This window comes from Streptomyces filamentosus (assembly GCF_014654895.1).
Classification (GTDB): Bacteria; Actinomycetota; Actinomycetes; order Streptomycetales; family Streptomycetaceae; genus Streptomyces; species Streptomyces filamentosus.
The window spans coordinates 1,697,817-1,714,377 of record NZ_BNBE01000001.1; the positions used below are offsets into that span (position 1 = coordinate 1,697,817).

Here is a 16,561-nt window from a genome sequence, read left to right on the forward strand (position 1 = left end):
CGGCCCGCCGGAGTCGATCCGGCCCAGGTGCTGAGCCCTGTGCAGTAGTACGCTTGTGCAAATCTGAAGCCCCGCCAGGTGTGTCCTGGCGGGGCTTCTGTGTGGGGTGACGGCAGTAGTTGACGGCAACGTCAGCGGACGGGGGCGGCGCAGGGCGGCGGTTCGCCGCCATCGGTACTGGCCGCCGTGACGGTCACCGGGCTGTCGAGGACAGTGCTGAGGGTGTCGATGGCGTCGCGCTGGAGGCGGAGCCTGACGTGGGCGTAGACGGTGGCGGTGACGCCGATGTGGGCGTGACCGAGGAGTTCCTTGATCACGACGAGTTCGACGCCCTGTTCCAGGAGCAGGGTGGCGGTGGAGTGGCGGAGGTCGTGGAAGCGTATGCGGCGGAGGCCGGCCTTGCGGAGGAGTGTAGTGAAGGTGCGGGTGAGGTTGGTCGGGTCGATCGGTCGGCCCTGCGCAGTGGTGAACACGTGCCCGTCGTGCTGCCACGTGGTGCCCGCGGCCTCACGCTCGGTCTTCTGCTGCTCGTGGTGGAGCTTCAGCGAGTGGACGCAGCGGGTGGGGAGGGCGATGCGGCGCTCGGAGGCCCGCGTCTTGGTGGGCAGCGTGGTGAGCCCACCTGCGGTGGTGCGCTGAAGGGTGCGGCGGATTGCGGCGGTGCCCGTGTCGAGGTCGAGGTCTTCCCAGCGCAGTCCGAGGAGTTCGCCCTTGCGGAGTCCGGTGTGGAGGGCGAGTTCGAACAGCGCGTGCAACCGGTGACCTTCCGCGGCGGTGAGAAACTGCCGGGCTTCTTCGGCGGTGAGGGGTTCGAAGCGGCGGGGCCGCGGAGTGCCGGTGCGGACGTTGCGGGCCACGTTGCGCGGGATCTCTTCCTCGCGCACGGCGTGCTCCAGGGCGGACTTGAGCACGGAGTGGACGTAGGTGAGCGTCAGCGGGGAGAGCAGCTTGTGGCAGCACTGACCGGCGGCGCAGCAGCGGGGCTCATCACGCCGGGCGTCGATGCCGCGCGTGCAGCACTGGCAGGTGGTACGGAGCTGGTTGAGCCAGGTGCGGACGTCCTTGGCGGAGAGTTTGGCGAGCTTCTTCTTGCCCAGGCCGGGGATGAGGTGTCGGTTGACGCAGGCGGTGTAGCGGGTGTGGGTGTTCTCGCGGAGGTGGTGGACGGCGACGTTCTCCAGCCAGTACGTCAGGTACGCGGCCACGCTGCCCGCCGCGGACGGGACGGGGACGCCGCGGTTGCTGGCGGCGATCTTCTCGGTGAGCTTGGCCAGGGCGTCTTTGCGGGTGGTGCCGTAGACGCGGATGCGCTTGCGGGTGTTGCCGGGGGCGAGGACGTATCCGGCGGCTTCCCACCGGCTGTCCTTGCGCTGGTAGACGGTCCCGTCGCCGTTGGCGCGGGTACGGCGGGAGGCGGGGGCGTCTCGGGGGGTGGTCATCAGGCGGCGGCTTCCTGTTCGAGGCGGGTGCGGATGAGGTTGGCGAGCGCGTGGGTGGGGATGCGGCGGGCGCGGCCGAGGGTGATCGAGGCGAGCTGGCGGGTGCGGATGAGGTCGTAGACGGCGGTGCGGCCGAGTTGGAGGCGTTCCATGACCTGGGGGACTGTGAGGAGTTCGGTGCCGGTGGTCACGCGACGGCCCCCGCCCGGGCAGCACTGGTCAGCCGATCAGTGGAGTGACCGACCTGGTGACCGGCGCGGTCACTGGAGCGGTCCGAGCGTCGGGTTCGGGTCGGTTGCTCGGGTCGGGTCCGCCGCGTCGCGGCCAGGAGGTCGGCGAGGTGTTCGAGCTCGGGCAGGAGGCCGGTTCCGGCGTACTGCCAGTGGGAGATGACCAGCGTGGTGTCCGGACCATCGGGCCATGCGGCGAGACTGCGGTGACCGGGACGGTGAGCGGTGGAATGACCGTGACCGGATCGGTGACCGGCGGCCAGATCAGTGGAGTGTCCGGCGCGGTCAGTGACCGGAGTGCTGTCCGTCTGGCCGGCCTGCGTCTGAGCCGATGCCGGGGCTTGGGTCTGGGTGTGGGGTCGGCCGGTTCGCCAGGCGGCGCGTTCGGCTCGGAGGTGGGCGAGGGTGGTGGAGTAGCGGCGGGTGCGGGTGGAGAAGTGGCCTCGGAAGCCGAGCATGTGGGCCCATTGGCGCAGGCGGAGGTGGGCGTGCCGGCGTTTGGTGGCGAGGTGCCAGGCGGTGTGGATCATGCGGCGGGCGTGGTCGGTGATGTCGTACTTGTGCAGCTCGGCGAGGAGGCGGAGGCGGCGGTCGAGGGTGCCGGTGGTGGTCTCGGCTCCCTTGGTGGCGTACTTGGCGATGTAGGTGGCGACGTGCCGGTCGGTGAATGGGCCGCCACCGGTGAAGTCCGTACCGCGGATCGCGCGGACGTCGATCTGCCGCCCGAACCGAAACACCAGACGTCCCGTTCGATCTGAGTCTCGGGGCGGGGACGCGGGGACGTGTCCGGCGGGCTGCGCTTGCTTCGGCGGTTCGCCCTCGTGGTGGACGCGGGTGCGCGCGGCGGCGGCGCGGACAGCGTGGTCGAGGAGCCGGGCGGTGGCCCAGGCGGGCGGGGTGCTGCCGGGGCCGGTGGGTCCGTCGAGGCGGATGACGGCATGGAAGTGGACCTGGCCCCGTTTCTGATACTCGGCGACCTTCGCGTACGAGAGTGTGGTGTGGTCCCGCAGGACCCGCTGCGTCAGCCCGGCCGCCTTCGCGATCTCCCGCCGCAGGTGGGTGGTGAAGCGTGCCCACAGAGCCGGGGCGTGCGCGTTCCACAGGACCGCGCCCGCGTAGTCGTAGCGGTCGGGGTCGAGAGGGGTGCCGAGGAGCGGGTCGTCGTCGGAGTGAGTGTGGCCGCAGTGGCAGCGGCCGGTGTCGGGCTGGTTGTGGACGGGCCCGAAGCCGGGCGCGGTCAGGGTGGCGAACACGCGCGGGTGCGCGGCCACGCTCGCCGGGATGGTCTTGCCCCCGCGCAGGCCGGCGGCGATGAGTTGGTAGGTGTCGTAGCGGTAGACGGTGGAGCAGGCGGGGCAGCGGGTGGCGCGGCGGTTGCCGCAGCGGACCAGCAGTTCGCCCGCCGGGAGCCGGCTGGAGTCGAAGTGGTCGAGGATCTCGCCGGTCGCGCTGTCGAGTCGGGTTCGGTGCCCGGTGAGGCGGATCGGGTGCGCGCAGCCGCCGAGCGTGCTGATCTGTCGTGCGAGGGGTGCGAGGTGTCCGGCGGCGGCGAGCTTCGCCAGCCTGCTGGTCAGCCTGGCGCGGCGCTCCAGCGCCGACCGCCCTGCCGCCGAGGCGGTGACGTCCGCCGAGCCGCTCGGCGTGGTGAACGCCTGCGACGGGCGCGAGCCGGTCGGAACGGTTGCGGGGTAGGGGAATTGGGGCTGTGAGGGCATGCGGAACAGGGCCTTTCGGCGGGGGGGTGCGGAAGCAGCACGACGTGACAGTGGGCAGGCCGAAGTGATCGGCTCGCAGGGAACGGGGCGCCTCGAAAGTGGGCGCGGAGGCCGGGGCAGGCGGGGCCTGGTCGGCGGGGCGCGGTGGTGATCACCGGCGGGTGCGTGACGTTAACATCGCTCCACGGGCGAATTCAAGTGCATCCCTCCTCATTCCTTTCTATGAGTGGTGGGGCGCGGGTAGTGTGGGGCCGGTTTCCCGGTTTAGACGGGCCGGAGATTGCTGGTAGAGGGCGTGGAAAGCGGGGGTGACCAGGCGTGGTGGTGGGGCGGCGCGGGCGCAGGCCGGCGGGCAGCGGGGTACCGCTGACGTTCGAGGTCATCGCCGAGACCCTGCGCGAGCGCATCCGCTCCGGCGGGCTGCGGCCGGGTGATGCGCTGCCGACGCAGGCCGTGCTGATGCGGGAGTTCGGGGCATCGAGCCTGACGGTGCAGAAGGCCATGGCCCTGCTGAAGCAGGACGGCTGGTCGGTCTCCCGCCCCGGCAAGGGAGCCTTCGTCGCCCACCACGACCACGCCGCCGACGACGCTGATGACCTCGACGGCCCCGAGGCGACCGCGCCCGCCACCGGGACGGCGGCCCGCGTCGAGGCGCTGGAACGTGCGCTGGCCGAGGCTGTTCAGCAGATTGCCGACCTTCGTGACCGCGTCGAGGCCCTGGAGTCAGGCGGCGGCGAGCCGGGCCGCTGACCCACCCGTGCCGCGTGGCCCAGGACCGGGCAAGCGTGGCCCGGGGGCGTGCGTTCAGATTTTCTCTACGAGGTTCAAGGCGGGCCCGCCCGCCAAGGCTGGCCGCCGTCGCCGACAAGCCCCGCCGTCTACTCCCGCGATCACGCGCTGTGGACGTACCGAGCCGACGCGGCAGCCGGGCTGCGGGAGCGGCAACCGGTCAGGTCGTCGGGATGACCGGAGCCGGGATTCTGGCACAGCAAGCTATCGCCTACGACCGTCCTACGGCCGGATTGCAGGCAAGGGACGACCAGGGGGCCGACCCTTCACGTGCGTCGCGCAGGCTCACCGAGGGCGGTGGCCGGCACCACGCCAGCGGGGGTGATCCTCTGCCGATACGGCTGCCCGAGGCCGCAGGGCCGTCCTACACTGCTGACGTGACCGCTGCATACGACTACGAGGACATGCACCACCTGGTGGACCGGCTCACCCCGACCCAGGTGCGACGCCTGCGCCTGCTCGTCACCCAGGATGAGGAACTGTCCCAGGTCGCCCAGTCGCTGCCGGCGGTCGGCGCGAACGAGGACGAGGAGTCGGTCCCGGCCGGGCTGCTGGCCCTGATCGGCAGTGTGAATGGCCCAGAGGATCTGGCTGAACGGCACGACGACTACATCCGCGAGCGGATGCGCGAGCGCTTCGGCGACTCGGCGTGATCGCCACGGTCCTGGACACCGGACCCCTGGCTGCGGCGTTCAACGCGGCCGACCGGCGCCACCCCGAGTGCGCCTCCCTGCTGACGTCGCTGACCGGCCGCCGTCTGCTGCCCAGCCCGGTCATGACCGAGGTCTGCTGGCTGCTGGAACGCTGGCCCCAGGTCGAAGCGGCGTTCCTCGCCGAGGTCGCACGGGGAACATTCGAGCTGGTCCACCTCACTCCCACCGACCTGACGCGCATGGGTGAGCTGGTCCTCCAGTACGCCGACTTCCCGCTCGGCGGGGTCGACGCCTCGGTCATCGCGGTGGCCGAGCGCTTCGGCGTGGACCGGGTAGCCACCCTCGACCGGCGGCACTTCAGCGTCGTCAAGCCCGCCCACATCCCCGCGCTGACACTCCTGCCGTAGCTCGACCAGTGATCTATACCGCTGACGGCAGTACTGACGGCAACAAGCGCGGACGCCAGGGCACAGTCACGGACGCCAGCGGAGCACGAAACCCCCGATGACCTGCGAAAACGCAGATGAGGGTGGGGTGCGTAGCACACGTACTATGTGCTGGCGGGGCGGACGCCAGTCCTGGTGCACAATTCCAACTGTGGCCCGGGGATCTCGACTCGGTACGAGAAGGCCGGCGATATCGGCAAATATAAGGATGGGCAGAAGACCCGGGACCCGGCGTCGCAGTGGTATCACGAAGAACTGAGCGATGAGGAACTCCTGGACGGGATCAACAATCCTGGTGAAGGAGACGGAATTCTCGTCTCGCGTGACGGCACGATTCTGGGAGGTCATCATCGCAAGGATGAACTCCGAACAAGGGTCGGAGACGGGCGCATCGACCCGGATACACCAATCCGCATTGACGTCTACGGGGAGTAGTGACTGATGTCGCTGATTCATTCAACCGATCCCGACTTCCGTGTGTGCCAGATCAGCTTCGATACGCTGCTCTCGGTTCAGATGGAGGCGGAGGCGCAAGGCCGGGCAACTCGGTGGTCCTCGGTGGATGCACTCCGCAGCCAGGTCAAGGAAGGAAGCGTCGTCCTTCAGTCGCTGATACGCGAAGAGAGAGGTGGAGTCGTGCAGGCATACCGATGCCTTCTCCTGTTCTCGACCGTGGATGACGGAGATGCTGGCGGAGTTGCCACGATCGATCTTGATCCGGCGAGGTACGAGTCGTTGGAGCGGCTTGATCGAGACCCGGATGTCCGGAAAGCGCTGACCCGATTGTTCTCCCTTGCAATGGGCGGGATTTCAATGGTCTCAAAGAAGTAGTGAGCTCCTGATCTGCGGGCTAATTTGCGGTAGCAGCGATCGGAATGACGGCTTCTTGGTAACTGCTGAGAATGCTGTCGTCCGGAGAGGGAAATCGCATGCTGCCGCGATGTGCAGAATCTGGCTAATTCACGCTCGACGAGATTGGTAATCGCAACGCGATGAACGAAGAAGGGTCTGCCGGAGATACTTCCGGCAGACCCTTTTCGGTTGGTTGACGGAAACGCCCACGAAAAGTCAGCGGACGACAGCTGCGGCGGATGGGTCGTCGGGGTCGTTGTCCATCGGGCTGAGGGCGTTGCCGAGTGAAGCTTCCCCTTGATCGTGGACACCTGGAGACTGGGACCTGAGGTTCCAGAGGAAGTAGCACCAGGTGGGAAGCAAGTACACGAAGCGGTACACCGAGGAGTTCAAGCGGGACGCGATCGCGTTCATCGACTCCTCGGGCAGGACGGTCACCGCGGTGGCCTGGGAACTCGGCATCGGTGCACTCAACCCGCCTTCTTCGTGAAGGAGAACGACCGGTGAGCGAGCTGTACCGGTTCATCCACGTGGAGAAGGCGAACTACCCGGTCGTTCTGCTGTGCCGGGTGCTGAAGGTCGCCCGCTCGTCGTACTACGCGTGGTGTGATGGCGAGGCGGCCCGCCGCGCCCGGGAGGCCGCCGACGACGCGCTCGGGCACGAGATCACGGTGCTGCACATCGCCTCCCGCCGCACCTACGGCGTCCCGCGCATCCACGCCGAACTGCGACGCCTGGGCCGGCGGGTGAACCGCAAGCGCATCGCCCGCGTGATGCACGTGCGCGACATACGCGGCGTCACGCGGCGCAAGCGCCGCTCACTGACCCGGCCGGATGCGAAGGCGAAGCCGGCCCCGGACCTGATCGGCCGCGACTTCCACGCCGAGCGTCCCGGGATCAAGCTGGTCGGCGACATCACCCACCTGCCCACCACCGAGGGCTGGCTCTACCTCGCCTGCTGGCTGGACCTGGCCACCCGCGAGGTCGTCGGCTATGCCTTGCTCGTCGTCGACGCCCTGGACATGCCCCATGGCCGGGGGAACCTGGAGCCGGGCTGTGTGATCCACAGTGATCGCGGCAGCGAGTACACCTCATCCCAATTCCGCGACCGAGTAGGCGAGTTGAGACTCCGGCAGAGCTGCGGGCGGGCCGGATCATGTTTCGATGATGCCGCCGCGGAGAGCTTCTGGGCCCTACTCAAGGAGGAGATCGGCACCCGGACCTGGGCCGACCGGGCGACCGCCCGCGCCGAGGTCTTCACCTGCATCGCGCAAGCACAAGATCTTCGGCTACCTCACCCCGGCCGAGACCCGGCAGCGGCATCAACACGCTCTCGCGGCTTAACCATCGAGTGCCACCGAGATCACGGGGAAACTTCACCGCGCCCTTACTCCTCGGACGCGACAGCGGTTGCGCTGCCCTCCAAACGCTGGCGGATGCTGGCGTACCTCTCGGGCCCCCACGCGGGCGAGGCGGCCAGTTCGGCCTCCACCCAAGCGTCGATACTCGTGTTCAGTTCCTCATCTTACGTGTCCACGCGACTACCCCCTGGCAACAGCCCAGGTCAGGACTACCTGGTTGTCTAAGTACATTGGCACCAGTGGCACGCGGAGTAGCCGACCGACAGCAGCACGGGCACGTCGCGCCGTCGCGCCTCCTCGAAGGCCTCCGGTCCCCAGAGCCACCAGTCGACGGGGTTGTCAGCGTGCTGAAGCAGATACGCAGATAAGGCGAGGTCGTACCAGCCAGCCGGTTCATACGGCTCAGACTCTCACAGGGGCCGGCGCGACCGGCGAAACCCTGGCGGGGCCTCCGGCCCGGCGTCGGCTCCAGGTCGCGGACCGGCAGCGCGGCGAGGCCGGGGGGGGCCGGAGGGGTACGTCCTGCCGGCCCGGGCCCGGGGTGCGGGGCGGGCCGGCGGGGCGCTACTTCGCCGGGGCGGGCTTGCCGTCGGGGGTGGCGGGGGCGGCCGGGTCGGCGGTCTCCTCGAAGGAGATGCTGTTCATGTGGCGGTTCATCGACTTCATCAGCGCCCAGACCGCGAGGGCCAGGACCGCGAAGACGACGAAGCCGAGGACGCCCGGCGTCACCTTGTTCTTGTCGAGCTCTTCGGCGGCGAAGGGGACCAGCTGCGTCAGTGCGAGGTGTGCGCTCATGTCAGGCATTGTCGCGGATGCCCGCGAAGAGATCTTCCTCGGGGAGGGAGGTGGGGACGAGCGACTTGCTGAGCTCGTACTCCTCCGTGGGCCAGACCTCCTTCTGGATCTCCATCGGGACGCGGAACCAGCCGCCCTCGGGATCGATCTGGGTGGCGTGGGCGATCAGCGCGCGGTCGCGGGTCTCGAAGAAGTCGGCGCAGGGGACGAAGGTGGTGAGGGTCCGCTCCTTGCGCTCGAAGTCCTTCCAGCGCTCCAGCCACTCGCCGTACGGGGACTCCAGGCCCCGGTCGAGGAGGGCCTGGTGGAGGGCCTCGGTGCGGGGGCGGTTGAAGCCCTGGTTGTAGTAGAGCTTCTGGGGGGTGAAGACCGGGCCGAACTCGGCCTCGGGGAACTTCTCCGCGTCGGCCGCGCCGTCGAAGGCCACCATCGTGATCTTGTGGGTCATGATGTGGTCGGGGTGCGGGTAGCCGCCGTTCTCGTCGTAGGTCGTGATGACCTGGGGACGGAAGGAACGGATCTTGCGGACGAGGGCGCCGGCCGCGTGGTCCACGTCCTCCAGGGCGAAGCAGCCCTCGGGGAGCGGGGGCAGCGGGTCGCCCTCGGGGAGGCCGGAGTCGACGAAGCCCAGCCACTCCTGCCGGACGCCCAGGATCTCCCGGGCCTCGTCCATCTCCTTGCGGCGGACCTCGTGGATGTTCTCCTCGATGTAGGGGTCGCCCTGGAGCTTGGGGTTCAGGACCGAGCCGCGCTCGCCGCCCGTGCACGTCACCACGAGGACGTCCACCCCCTCGGACACGTACTTGGCCATGGTTGCCGCGCCCTTGCTCGACTCGTCGTCGGGGTGGGCGTGAACGGCCATCAGTCGCAGCTGCTCAGTCAAGACTCGATCCTCAGTGATTCGACGCGGAGGGGGGTCTCTATAGTGACGGAATCGGGGGGACGAAAATTCCGCAGCCCCGTGCCCCGGGAGGACCCACCATGGACGCCGTACGAGAGCAGCTGCCCGAGGGGCGCTACGGGCGCTCGGCGGACGAGCGGGCCGACCGGAAGCTGCGGATCGCGGGTGCGGTCCTGGGGACCCTGTTCCTGGCCCTGATCGGCTGGTTCGGCTGGTACTACGTGGTCGACAGCAAGATCAGCGCCGAGATGATCAAGTTCGACGTGGTGAGCGACTCCGAGGTGCAGGTGCACCTGGAGGTCCGCAAGGACGAGGGCGTCCTGGGCGTGTGCACGCTGCGGTCCCAGTCCGAGGACGGGGCCGAGGTGGCCCGCAAGGACGTCGCCGTCGACGACCCGGCCGGCCGGGTGGACCGCGTCTACTCCCTCCGGACGACCGCCCGCGCGACCAGCGCCGAGCTGCTGGGGTGTACGGCGCGGTAGCGGTGGGTAGGGAGGGGGTGACGAGCCCCGGCGGGTCACGTGCGTGACCTGGACCGACGCCATCCCGATGGTTTATGTCCTCCCGCTTTCCGCCACTCATTGTTAGGCTCGTGCTTTCGCCCACCCGGCATCGACAGTTTTCCGGGTAGGGCGTTGATTTGTATTCCCAGTACCTACGAGGAGCACCTGTGACCCAGACCAGCGACAACGTCACCTGGCTCACCCAGGAGGCGTACAACAAGCTCAAGGACGAGCTTGAGTACCTGTCTGGTCCCGCGCGTACCGAGATCGCCGCGAAGATCGCCGCGGCGCGCGAGGAGGGCGACCTGCGCGAGAACGGCGGGTACCACGCGGCCAAGGAGGAGCAGGGCAAGCAGGAGCTCCGGGTGCGCCAGCTCACCCAGCTCCTGCAGAACGCGAAGGTCGGCGAGGCCCCGGCGGACGACGGCGTCGTCGAGCCCGGCATGGTCGTGACGATCGCCTTCGACGGCGACGAGTCCGACACGATGACCTTCCTGCTCGCCTCCCGCGAGTACGCGAGCGACAAGATCGACACCTACTCGCCGCAGTCGCCGCTCGGCGTCGGCGTGAACGGCAAGAAGGCCGGTGACGACGCCGAGTACGAGCTGCCGAACGGCAAGAAGGCCATGGTGAAGATCCTCAGCGCGAAGCCGTACACCGGCTGAGGCCCTCGCCCCCTTCCGCACGACCTTTCGCACGTCTTTTCGTGCGGCCGAAGGGCCGGTCCCCCCGTGGGGCCGGCCCTTCGGCGTGCGGTGGGGCGGTCAGGCGGAGGCGGAGCGGTACTTGCGGACGGCCAGGGTGCGGAAGACGGCGATGATCACGAGGGACCAGAGCAGCGAGGCCCAGACGGGGTGCTGCATGGGCCAGGCGTCGGACTGGACGACGCCGGGGTTGCCGAAGAGCTCGCGGCACGCCTGGACGGTGGCGCTGAAGGGGTTCCACTCGGCGATGGGGCGGATCCAGGAGGCCATCTGCTCCGGGTCGACGAAGGCGTTGGAGACGAAGGTGACCGGGAAGAGCCAGATCAGGCCGCCGGAGGTGGCCGCCTCCGGGGTGCGGACGGAGAGGCCGATGAGGGCGCCGATCCAGGAGAAGGCGTAGCCGAGGAGGAGCAGCAGGGCGAAGGCGCCGAGGGCCTTGGGGATCCCCTCGTGGATGCGCCAGCCGACGAGGAGGCCGACGACCGCGAGGACGACGACGGTGAGGGTGGTCTGGACGAGGTCGGCGAGGGTGCGGCCGGTGAGGACGGCGCCGCGGGCCATCGGCAGGGAGCGGAAGCGGTCGACGAGGCCCTTGCTCATGTCGTCGGCGATGCCGGCGCCCGCTCCGGCGGTGGCGAAGGTGACGGTCTGGGCGAAGATGCCGGCCATCAGGAACTCGCGGTACGCCTTCGGGTCGGTGCTGCCGCCGATGTTCAGGGAGCCGCCGAAGACGAAGCTGAACAGGATCACGAACATGACCGGCTGGACGAGGCCGAAGACGACCATCTCCGGGATCCGGGTCATGCGGATGAGGTTCCTCTTGGTGACGACGAGGGAGTCCGCGATCGAGCCGGCGATGCCGCCGCGCGGGGCGGGGGCGTGGGGGGCGGTGTCGGTGAGGGTGGTCACGCGGCCGGCTCCTTCCGGTGCTTGCGGCCCCGGGCGGGCGGCCGCTCCTCGCCGTCCTCCTCCCGCTCGCGCGCGGCGGCGTGGCCGGTGAGGGAGATGAAGACGTCGTCGAGGGTGGGGCGGCGCAGTCCGATGTCGTCGATCTCGATGCCGACGGCGTCGAGGTCGCGGATGACCTCGGCGAGCAGCTTGGCGCCGCCGGTGACGGGGACGGTGAGCTTGCGGGTGTGGTCCTCGACGGAGACGTCGTCGAGGCCGCGGTCGCCGGGGCCGTAGCGGGCGAGGACCTCGCGGGCGGGGGCGACGGCGGCGCGCTCGTGGACGACGACCTCGACGCGTTCGCCGCCGGTGCGGGCCTTGAGCTGGTCGGAGGTGCCGCGGGCGATGACCTTGCCGTGGTCGACGACGGCGATGTCGTGGGCGAGGTGGTCGGCCTCCTCCAGGTACTGGGTGGTGAGGAGGAGGGTGGTGCCGCCGGAGACGAGTTCCTTGATGACCTCCCACAGGGCCTGGCGGTTGCGGGGGTCGAGGCCGGTGGTCGGCTCGTCCATGAACATCACGGGCGGGGAGACGACCAGGGCGGCGGCGAGGTCGAGGCGGCGGCGCATGCCGCCGGAGTAGGTCTTGGCGGGGCGGTCGGCGGCGTCGGCGAGGTGGAAGCGGTCCAGGAGCTCGCCGGCCCGCCGCTTCGCCGCGCGGGAGTCCATCTGGTAGAGCTGTCCGACCATCTGGAGGTTCTCGCGGCCGGTGAGGTACTCGTCGACGGCGGCGAACTGGCCGGAGAGGCCGATGGAGCGGCGGACCTCGTTGGGATGTGCCAGGACGTCGATGCCGGCGACCGTGGCGGTGCCCCGGTCGGGCCGGAGCAGAGTGGTCAGGACCCGTACGGTCGTCGTCTTGCCCGCGCCGTTGGGGCCGAGCAGTCCGAGGACGGTCCCTTCGGGCACGTCGAGGTCGACGCCGTCCAGTGCGGTGACGTCGCCGAAGGTCTTCACCAGTCCCTCGGCGTGGATCGCGCCTGGCATGTTTCCCACCCTCCCGGATCATTTCGGGCATTTCTGCCGATCCTAGGGCAGTGTGGGGTGGCTCGCTCAGGCCGGAGCGGGGGCCCGGGTCAGCCCAGGACCGTGTAGCCCGCCTCCCGCAGCGCGCCCTCGACCTCCCGGCAGTGCTCGGGGCCCTTCGTCTCCAGGTGCAGCTCCACCTCCACCTCCGTGAGGCCGAGCCGCGGGTCGGTCCGTACGTGACTGACGTCGAGCACGTTCGCGTCGGCCACCGTCAGCACCGCGAGCAGCGTCGCCAGCGCCCCCGGCCGGTCCGCCACCCGCAGCCGCAGGCCCAGGTAGCGGCCCGCCGCCGCCATGCCGTGCCGCAGGATCCGCTGGAGCAGCAGCGGGTCCACGTTGCCCCCGGAGAGGACCGCGACCACCGGGCCCCGGAAGGACTCCGGGTCGCTCAGCAGGGCCGCCACCGGGCTCGCCCCGGCCGGTTCCACCACCAGCTTCGCCCGCTCCAGGCAGAGCAGCAGCGCCGAGGACAGCGCGTCCTCCGAGACCGTGCGGACCTCGTCCACGTACTCCTGGACGAGGCCGAAGGGCACGTCCCCGGGCCGGCCGACCTTGATGCCGTCGGCCATCGTCACCGGTGCGTCGACCACCACCGGGTGTCCGGCGGCCAGCGAGGGCGGATAGGCCGCCGCGCCCTCCGCCTGCACGCCGATGATCCGCACGTCCGGGCGGACCGACTTCACCGCGAGGCCGATGCCGGCCGCGAGTCCGCCGCCGCCGACGCCGACGACGATCGTGCGGACCTCGGGGCACTGCTCCAGGATCTCCAGGCCGACCGTGCCCTGTCCGACGATGACGTCGGGGTGGTCGAAGGGATGGATGAAGACCGCGCCGGTCTCCCGCGCGTACTCCTGCGCGGCGGCCAGCGTCTCGTCCACCACGTGCCCGTGCAGCCGCACCTCGGCGCCGTACTCGCGGGTCGCGGCGACCTTCGGCAGCGGGGCGCCGAGCGGCATGAAGACCGTCGCGTGCACCCCGAGGAGCCGGGAGGCGAGCGCCACGCCCTGCGCGTGGTTCCCCGCCGAGGCGGCGACCACCCCCGCCGCCTTCTCCTCCGGCCGCAGGCCCGCGATCCGCACGTACGCGCCGCGCAGTTTGAAGGAGCCGGTCCGCTGGAGGTTCTCGCACTTGAGCAGCACCGGGGCCCCCACCAGCGAGGACAGGTGCCGGCTGCCCTCCAGCGCGGTCGTCCGGGCCACCCCCGCCAGCATCTTCCGCGCTCCGCGCACGTCGTCGAGCATCAGATGGTGCAAGGGGTGTGGCGTACCGAAGGTCATGACCCCCAGTCTCGCAGCTCACCGGGGTCGCGACCGTCCGGCCCGCGGGCCCGCGACGGGTTTGCGCACGGCTGGTACGGAGCCCGTCCGGTCCGCGTACTCTGTCCCCCACACCGACCACCCCCGCACGAGAGAGCCCCCCAGCCATGCCCACATCTCAGGACATGACGACCGAGCTCGACCCCGGCCTCCTCGATGCCCTCCAGCACCAGGTGGCCGTCTTCGCCCGCCGGGCCGAGCAGACCCGCCTCGGCGGCACCGGACAGCTCCGCAACTCCATGGACCGGGCCGCCTACCTCCTCCTCAACCGCCTCGACCGGGAAGGGCCGATGGGCGTCAAGGCGCTCGCGGCGGGCATGGGGATCGACTCCTCGACCGTCACCCGCCAGGTCGCCCCGCTCGTCGACTCCGGCCTCGTCAAGCGCACCTCGCACCCCGAGGACGGCCGCGCGGTCGTCCTCCAGCTCTCCCCGCGCGGCCTCGACCGCCTGGAGGAGGTCCGCTCCTCGCGGCGCACGCTGATGGCCGAGGTCACGGACGGCTGGACGCCCGAGGAGCGCGCGTCCTTCTGCACCCTCCTCACCCGTTTCAACGCGGCGCTCTCCGCCCGCCAGTCGGCGCACCACGCGGCCGGCGGAGGTTCCTCGCAAGGGGGTTGACCCCGCCTCGGCCCCGGTGGCTGTATGAGGTGTGGGGAAGCAGCGGACCCGATCCGAACGCGCCGCCCGCGCCCGGGAGTTCGAGGACTTCGTCGCGGGGGCGGCGGGGCGGCTGCTGCACGTCGCGACGCTGCTCACCGCCGAGACCCGGATCCGGAACCCGTACGCCCAGGAGCTCCTCGCCGCCGCCCTCGCCCACGCCTACGCGGTCCGCGAGCGGGGCCACGACGAGGATCCGTACGCGCTGACCCGCGACGGCCTCGCGCTGCGCTTCGCCCGGACCGCCCGGCGGCACCGGACCGGCCGGGGCGGGATCCTCGGCGCGCTCACCCCGACGGAACGGCTCGTGCTGGTGCTCTGCCTGTACGAGGGCGTGCCCGAGGAGCAGGCCGGCGCGCTGCTCGGGCTGCCGGAGGCCCGGGTCCGGGCGGTGTGCGCCCGCGCGGTGGCCCGGATGAGGAGCCGTACGGGGAAGGGGGCCGCCGCGTGAGGCAGGGGGACAAGGAGGCGGCCGTCCGGCGGCTGCTCGACACGCCCCATCCGCCCGTCCCCGGCGACCTGGCGGCGCGCGCCGCGGCCCGGGGCGACCGGGCGCGGCGGCGGGAGCGGACGCTGCGGCGGACCGGCGGGGCGCTGGCCGGGATCGCCGCGCTCGCCTTCTCGCTGTGGGCGGCGGAGGCCCGGCCCTGGGAGCCGCCGCCGGCCGCGACGACGCCGCCGTTCGCCGGGCCCTGAGGACGGTTCTAGCCTGGAAGGAGGGGCCGGTCGGAACACCATCACGGGAGGCCGACATGACCAGGAAGGCCGCCGACTGCCGGGACACCCCGAGCGTGTCGGGCTGCACCCTCTACATCTCGGGCGAGGAGGAGGAGGTCGTCCGCGCCGCGACCGAGCACGCGGTCTCCGTCCACGAGCACGCGGACTCCCCGGAGCTGCGGACGGAGGTGCGGGCGAGCCTGAAGGACGCGCTGCCCGGGACCTGAAAGGCCCGCCCGGGGACCCGGACCGTCCGCCCGGGACCTCGGGCGGTCGGGCGGGCCCGGGGTCCGGGGGCGGGCCGCCCCCGGGCCCCCTGCGCGCGTCAGCCCAGCGCCTCGCGCAGGTCGGCGATCAGGTCGTCGACGTTCTCGATGCCGACGGAGAGGCGGACCAGGTCGGCCGGGACCTCCAGGGCCGAACCGGCGACGCTGGCGTGCGTCATCCGGCCCGGGTGCTCGATCAGCGACTCGACGCCGCCCAGGGACTCGCCCAGGGTGAAGAGCTTCGCGCGGTCGCAGACGCCGACCGCCGCCTCCTCGCCGCCCTCGACGCGGAAGGAGATCATGCCGCCGAAGGACCTCATCTGCTTGGCGGCGACCTCGTGGCCCGGGTGCTCGGCCAGGCCCGGGTAGAGGACCTGGGTGACCTTCGGGTGCCGGGTGAGGAAGTCCGCGACCTTCGTCGCGTTCTCGCTGTGCCGGTCCATGCGCACGGCGAGGGTCTTGATGCCGCGCAGCACGATCCACGAGTCGAACGGGCCGGCCACCGCGCCCATCGCGTTCTGGTGGTACGCCAGCTCCTCGCCGAGCTCCGCGTCGGCCGCGATCAGGGCGCCGCCGACGACGTCCGAGTGGCCGCCCATGTACTTGGTGAGGGAGTGCACGACGACGTCCGCGCCGAGCGCCAGCGGCTGCTGGAGGTAGGGCGAGGCGAAGGTGTTGTCGACGACCAGCTTCACCCCGGCCTGGCGGGCCACGCCCGCGACGGCCTCGATGTCGGTGATGCCGAGCAGCGGGTTCGACGGCGTCTCGACCCAGATGAGCTTGGTGCGGTCGTTGACGGCGGCCCGGACGGAGTCGACGTCCGAGGTGTTCGCCACGGAGAAGTCGACGCCCCAGCGCTGCACGACCTTGGCGAAGAGGCGGAAGGTGCCGCCGTACGCGTCGTTCGGGATGACCACGTGGTCGCCCGGCGCGAGGAGGGTGCGCAGCAGGCAGTCCTCGGCGGCCAGGCCGGAGGCGAAGGCGAGGCCGCGCCGGCCGCCCTCCAGCGCCGCGAGGTTCTCCTCCAGGGCGGTACGGGTCGGGTTGGCGCTGCGGCTGTACTCGTAGCCGCCGCGGAGTCCGCCCACACCGTCCTGCTTGTAGGTGGACACCTGGTAGATGGGCGGGACGACCGCGCCGGTCAGCGGGTCGGCGGTGTTGCCCGCGTGGATGGCGCGGGTCTCGAAGTTCTGGTGGTTGTGCTGGTCGCTCATGGTCAGGAGCGTAGTGCCGGGGCCG

The 16,561-nt window shown here is 70.7% G+C and carries 22 protein-coding genes and 1 pseudogene; 13 read left to right on the forward strand and 10 right to left on the reverse strand.

The features are described from left to right. Positions 1–131: 131 nt before the first annotated feature. From IE326_RS07335 to IE326_RS07345, 3 genes are read right to left on the reverse strand one after another with little or no spacing between them, the layout of a single operon-like run. Positions 132–1,439: a tyrosine-type recombinase/integrase gene (locus IE326_RS07335; protein WP_190041110.1), complete on the reverse strand. Its 1,308-nt coding sequence runs from the start codon at positions 1,437–1,439 to the stop codon at positions 132–134. Continuing rightward, positions 1,439–1,630 carry a helix-turn-helix domain-containing protein gene (locus tag IE326_RS07340; RefSeq protein ID WP_190041111.1) on the reverse strand — a complete coding sequence of 64 codons (192 nt, stop codon included), beginning with the start codon at positions 1,628–1,630 and terminating at the stop codon, positions 1,439–1,441. Before IE326_RS07340 ends, IE326_RS07335 begins: the two co-directional genes overlap by 1 nt. Further along, entirely contained in the window at positions 1,627–3,384 is a 1,758-nt protein-coding gene (locus IE326_RS07345; RefSeq protein WP_190041112.1) for a replication initiator, read from the reverse strand. Before IE326_RS07345 ends, IE326_RS07340 begins: the two co-directional genes overlap by 4 nt. A gap of 318 nt (positions 3,385–3,702) precedes the next feature. On the opposite strand from IE326_RS07345, the gene IE326_RS07350 reads away from it, so the two are divergent. From IE326_RS07350 to IE326_RS07380, 7 genes are all read left to right on the forward strand, one after another. After that, the gene (locus IE326_RS07350) at positions 3,703–4,134 is read left to right on the forward strand and encodes a GntR family transcriptional regulator (RefSeq protein ID WP_190041113.1); all 432 of its coding nucleotides are present in this window, start codon (positions 3,703–3,705) and stop codon (positions 4,132–4,134) included. Positions 4,135–4,550: 416 nt separating this feature from the next. Continuing rightward, positions 4,551–4,826, forward strand: coding sequence for a hypothetical protein (locus IE326_RS07355; RefSeq protein ID WP_229915235.1), 276 nt, complete (start codon positions 4,551–4,553; stop codon positions 4,824–4,826). Beyond that, positions 4,823–5,233: a type II toxin-antitoxin system VapC family toxin gene (locus IE326_RS07360; RefSeq protein WP_190041114.1), complete on the forward strand. Its 411-nt coding sequence runs from the start codon at positions 4,823–4,825 to the stop codon at positions 5,231–5,233. The genes IE326_RS07355 and IE326_RS07360 overlap by 4 nt, the downstream gene beginning before the upstream one ends. A 174-nt stretch (positions 5,234–5,407) precedes the next feature. After that, complete coding sequence (locus IE326_RS07365; protein ID WP_190041115.1) at positions 5,408–5,707, forward strand: hypothetical protein; 300 nt, start codon at positions 5,408–5,410, stop codon at positions 5,705–5,707. Between the two features lie 6 nt (positions 5,708–5,713). Next, positions 5,714–6,103, forward strand: coding sequence for a hypothetical protein (locus IE326_RS07370; RefSeq protein WP_190041116.1), 390 nt, complete (start codon positions 5,714–5,716; stop codon positions 6,101–6,103). Between the two features lie 373 nt (positions 6,104–6,476). Then, complete coding sequence (locus IE326_RS07375) at positions 6,477–6,614, forward strand: transposase (RefSeq protein WP_190041117.1); 138 nt, start codon at positions 6,477–6,479, stop codon at positions 6,612–6,614. Positions 6,615–6,627: 13 nt separating this feature from the next. Then, the gene (locus tag IE326_RS07380; protein ID WP_190041118.1) at positions 6,628–7,710 is read left to right on the forward strand and encodes an IS3 family transposase; all 1,083 of its coding nucleotides are present in this window, start codon (positions 6,628–6,630) and stop codon (positions 7,708–7,710) included. An 8-nt stretch (positions 7,711–7,718) separates the two neighbouring features. On the opposite strand, the pseudogene IE326_RS07385 reads toward IE326_RS07380, so the two are convergent. The 3 genes and pseudogenes from IE326_RS07385 to mca all read right to left on the reverse strand — a co-directional run. After that, positions 7,719–7,841, reverse strand: a pseudogene (locus IE326_RS07385) (DUF255 domain-containing protein); the annotation flags it as partial. A 208-nt stretch (positions 7,842–8,049) separates the two neighbouring features. Next, positions 8,050–8,289 carry a hypothetical protein gene (locus tag IE326_RS07390; RefSeq protein WP_150231135.1) on the reverse strand — a complete coding sequence of 80 codons (240 nt, stop codon included), beginning with the start codon at positions 8,287–8,289 and terminating at the stop codon, positions 8,050–8,052. Further along, the gene (gene mca / locus IE326_RS07395) at positions 8,282–9,163 is read right to left on the reverse strand and encodes a mycothiol conjugate amidase Mca (RefSeq protein ID WP_150231133.1); all 882 of its coding nucleotides are present in this window, start codon (positions 9,161–9,163) and stop codon (positions 8,282–8,284) included. The genes IE326_RS07390 and mca overlap by 8 nt, the downstream gene beginning before the upstream one ends. Before the next feature lie 98 nt (positions 9,164–9,261). On the opposite strand from mca, the gene IE326_RS07400 reads away from it, so the two are divergent. After that, on the forward strand, positions 9,262–9,663 hold the full coding sequence (locus tag IE326_RS07400) for a DUF4307 domain-containing protein (RefSeq protein WP_150231131.1): 402 nt from the start codon (positions 9,262–9,264) through the stop codon (positions 9,661–9,663). Between the two features lie 188 nt (positions 9,664–9,851). Continuing rightward, the gene (gene greA, locus IE326_RS07405) at positions 9,852–10,349 is read left to right on the forward strand and encodes a transcription elongation factor GreA (protein ID WP_030760098.1); all 498 of its coding nucleotides are present in this window, start codon (positions 9,852–9,854) and stop codon (positions 10,347–10,349) included. A 99-nt stretch (positions 10,350–10,448) separates the two neighbouring features. On the opposite strand, the gene IE326_RS07410 is transcribed toward greA, so the two are convergent. The 3 genes from IE326_RS07410 to ilvA form a co-directional block, all read right to left on the reverse strand. Continuing rightward, positions 10,449–11,297: an ABC transporter permease gene (locus IE326_RS07410; protein WP_150231129.1), complete on the reverse strand. Its 849-nt coding sequence runs from the start codon at positions 11,295–11,297 to the stop codon at positions 10,449–10,451. Further along, a complete protein-coding gene (locus IE326_RS07415) occupies positions 11,294–12,322 on the reverse strand; it encodes an ATP-binding cassette domain-containing protein (RefSeq protein ID WP_150231127.1) in 1,029 nt (342 codons plus the stop codon). The genes IE326_RS07410 and IE326_RS07415 overlap by 4 nt, the downstream gene beginning before the upstream one ends. An 89-nt stretch (positions 12,323–12,411) precedes the next feature. Then, positions 12,412–13,641 (reverse strand): threonine ammonia-lyase, encoded by a 1,230-nt coding sequence (gene ilvA, locus IE326_RS07420; RefSeq protein ID WP_150231125.1) that lies wholly within the window; start codon positions 13,639–13,641, stop codon positions 12,412–12,414. Between the two features lie 146 nt (positions 13,642–13,787). Here ilvA and IE326_RS07425 point away from each other — a divergent pair, with 146 nt between their 5' ends. The 4 genes from IE326_RS07425 to IE326_RS07440 are packed head-to-tail and all read left to right on the forward strand — an operon-like array spanning position 13,788 to position 15,283. Beyond that, on the forward strand, positions 13,788–14,300 hold the full coding sequence (locus tag IE326_RS07425; protein ID WP_170313865.1) for a MarR family winged helix-turn-helix transcriptional regulator: 513 nt from the start codon (positions 13,788–13,790) through the stop codon (positions 14,298–14,300). A 31-nt stretch (positions 14,301–14,331) separates the two neighbouring features. Then, positions 14,332–14,790: a sigma factor-like helix-turn-helix DNA-binding protein gene (locus tag IE326_RS07430; RefSeq protein ID WP_150231123.1), complete on the forward strand. Its 459-nt coding sequence runs from the start codon at positions 14,332–14,334 to the stop codon at positions 14,788–14,790. Next, a complete protein-coding gene (locus IE326_RS07435) occupies positions 14,787–15,035 on the forward strand; it encodes a hypothetical protein (RefSeq protein WP_190041119.1) in 249 nt (82 codons plus the stop codon). Before IE326_RS07430 ends, IE326_RS07435 begins: the two co-directional genes overlap by 4 nt. Positions 15,036–15,091: 56 nt before the next feature. Next, the gene (locus IE326_RS07440) at positions 15,092–15,283 is read left to right on the forward strand and encodes a DUF1059 domain-containing protein (RefSeq protein ID WP_150231119.1); all 192 of its coding nucleotides are present in this window, start codon (positions 15,092–15,094) and stop codon (positions 15,281–15,283) included. Positions 15,284–15,381: 98 nt separating this feature from the next. Here the strand turns inward: IE326_RS07440 and IE326_RS07445 are convergent, their stop codons facing one another. Then, the gene (locus IE326_RS07445) at positions 15,382–16,536 is read right to left on the reverse strand and encodes a cystathionine gamma-synthase (RefSeq protein ID WP_150231117.1); all 1,155 of its coding nucleotides are present in this window, start codon (positions 16,534–16,536) and stop codon (positions 15,382–15,384) included. Between the last annotated feature and the right edge of the window lie 25 nt (positions 16,537–16,561).

Coding starts and splice junctions, on each gene's coding strand:
- IE326_RS07335 (WP_190041110.1), bottom strand. CDS start 1,439: ATGACCACCCCCCGAGACGCCCCCGCCTCCCGCCGTACCCGCGCCAAC.
- IE326_RS07345 (WP_190041112.1), bottom strand. CDS start 3,384: ATGCCCTCACAGCCCCAATTCCCCTACCCCGCAACCGTTCCGACCGGC.
- IE326_RS07370 (WP_190041116.1), top strand. CDS start 5,714: ATGTCGCTGATTCATTCAACCGATCCCGACTTCCGTGTGTGCCAGATC.
- IE326_RS07390 (WP_150231135.1), bottom strand. CDS start 8,289: ATGCCTGACATGAGCGCACACCTCGCACTGACGCAGCTGGTCCCCTTC.
- IE326_RS07400 (WP_150231131.1), top strand. CDS start 9,262: ATGGACGCCGTACGAGAGCAGCTGCCCGAGGGGCGCTACGGGCGCTCG.
- IE326_RS07415 (WP_150231127.1), bottom strand. CDS start 12,322: ATGCCAGGCGCGATCCACGCCGAGGGACTGGTGAAGACCTTCGGCGAC.
- ilvA (WP_150231125.1), bottom strand. CDS start 13,641: ATGACCTTCGGTACGCCACACCCCTTGCACCATCTGATGCTCGACGAC.
- IE326_RS07425 (WP_170313865.1), top strand. CDS start 13,788: ATGCCCACATCTCAGGACATGACGACCGAGCTCGACCCCGGCCTCCTC.
- IE326_RS07440 (WP_150231119.1), top strand. CDS start 15,092: ATGACCAGGAAGGCCGCCGACTGCCGGGACACCCCGAGCGTGTCGGGC.
- IE326_RS07445 (WP_150231117.1), bottom strand. CDS start 16,536: ATGAGCGACCAGCACAACCACCAGAACTTCGAGACCCGCGCCATCCAC.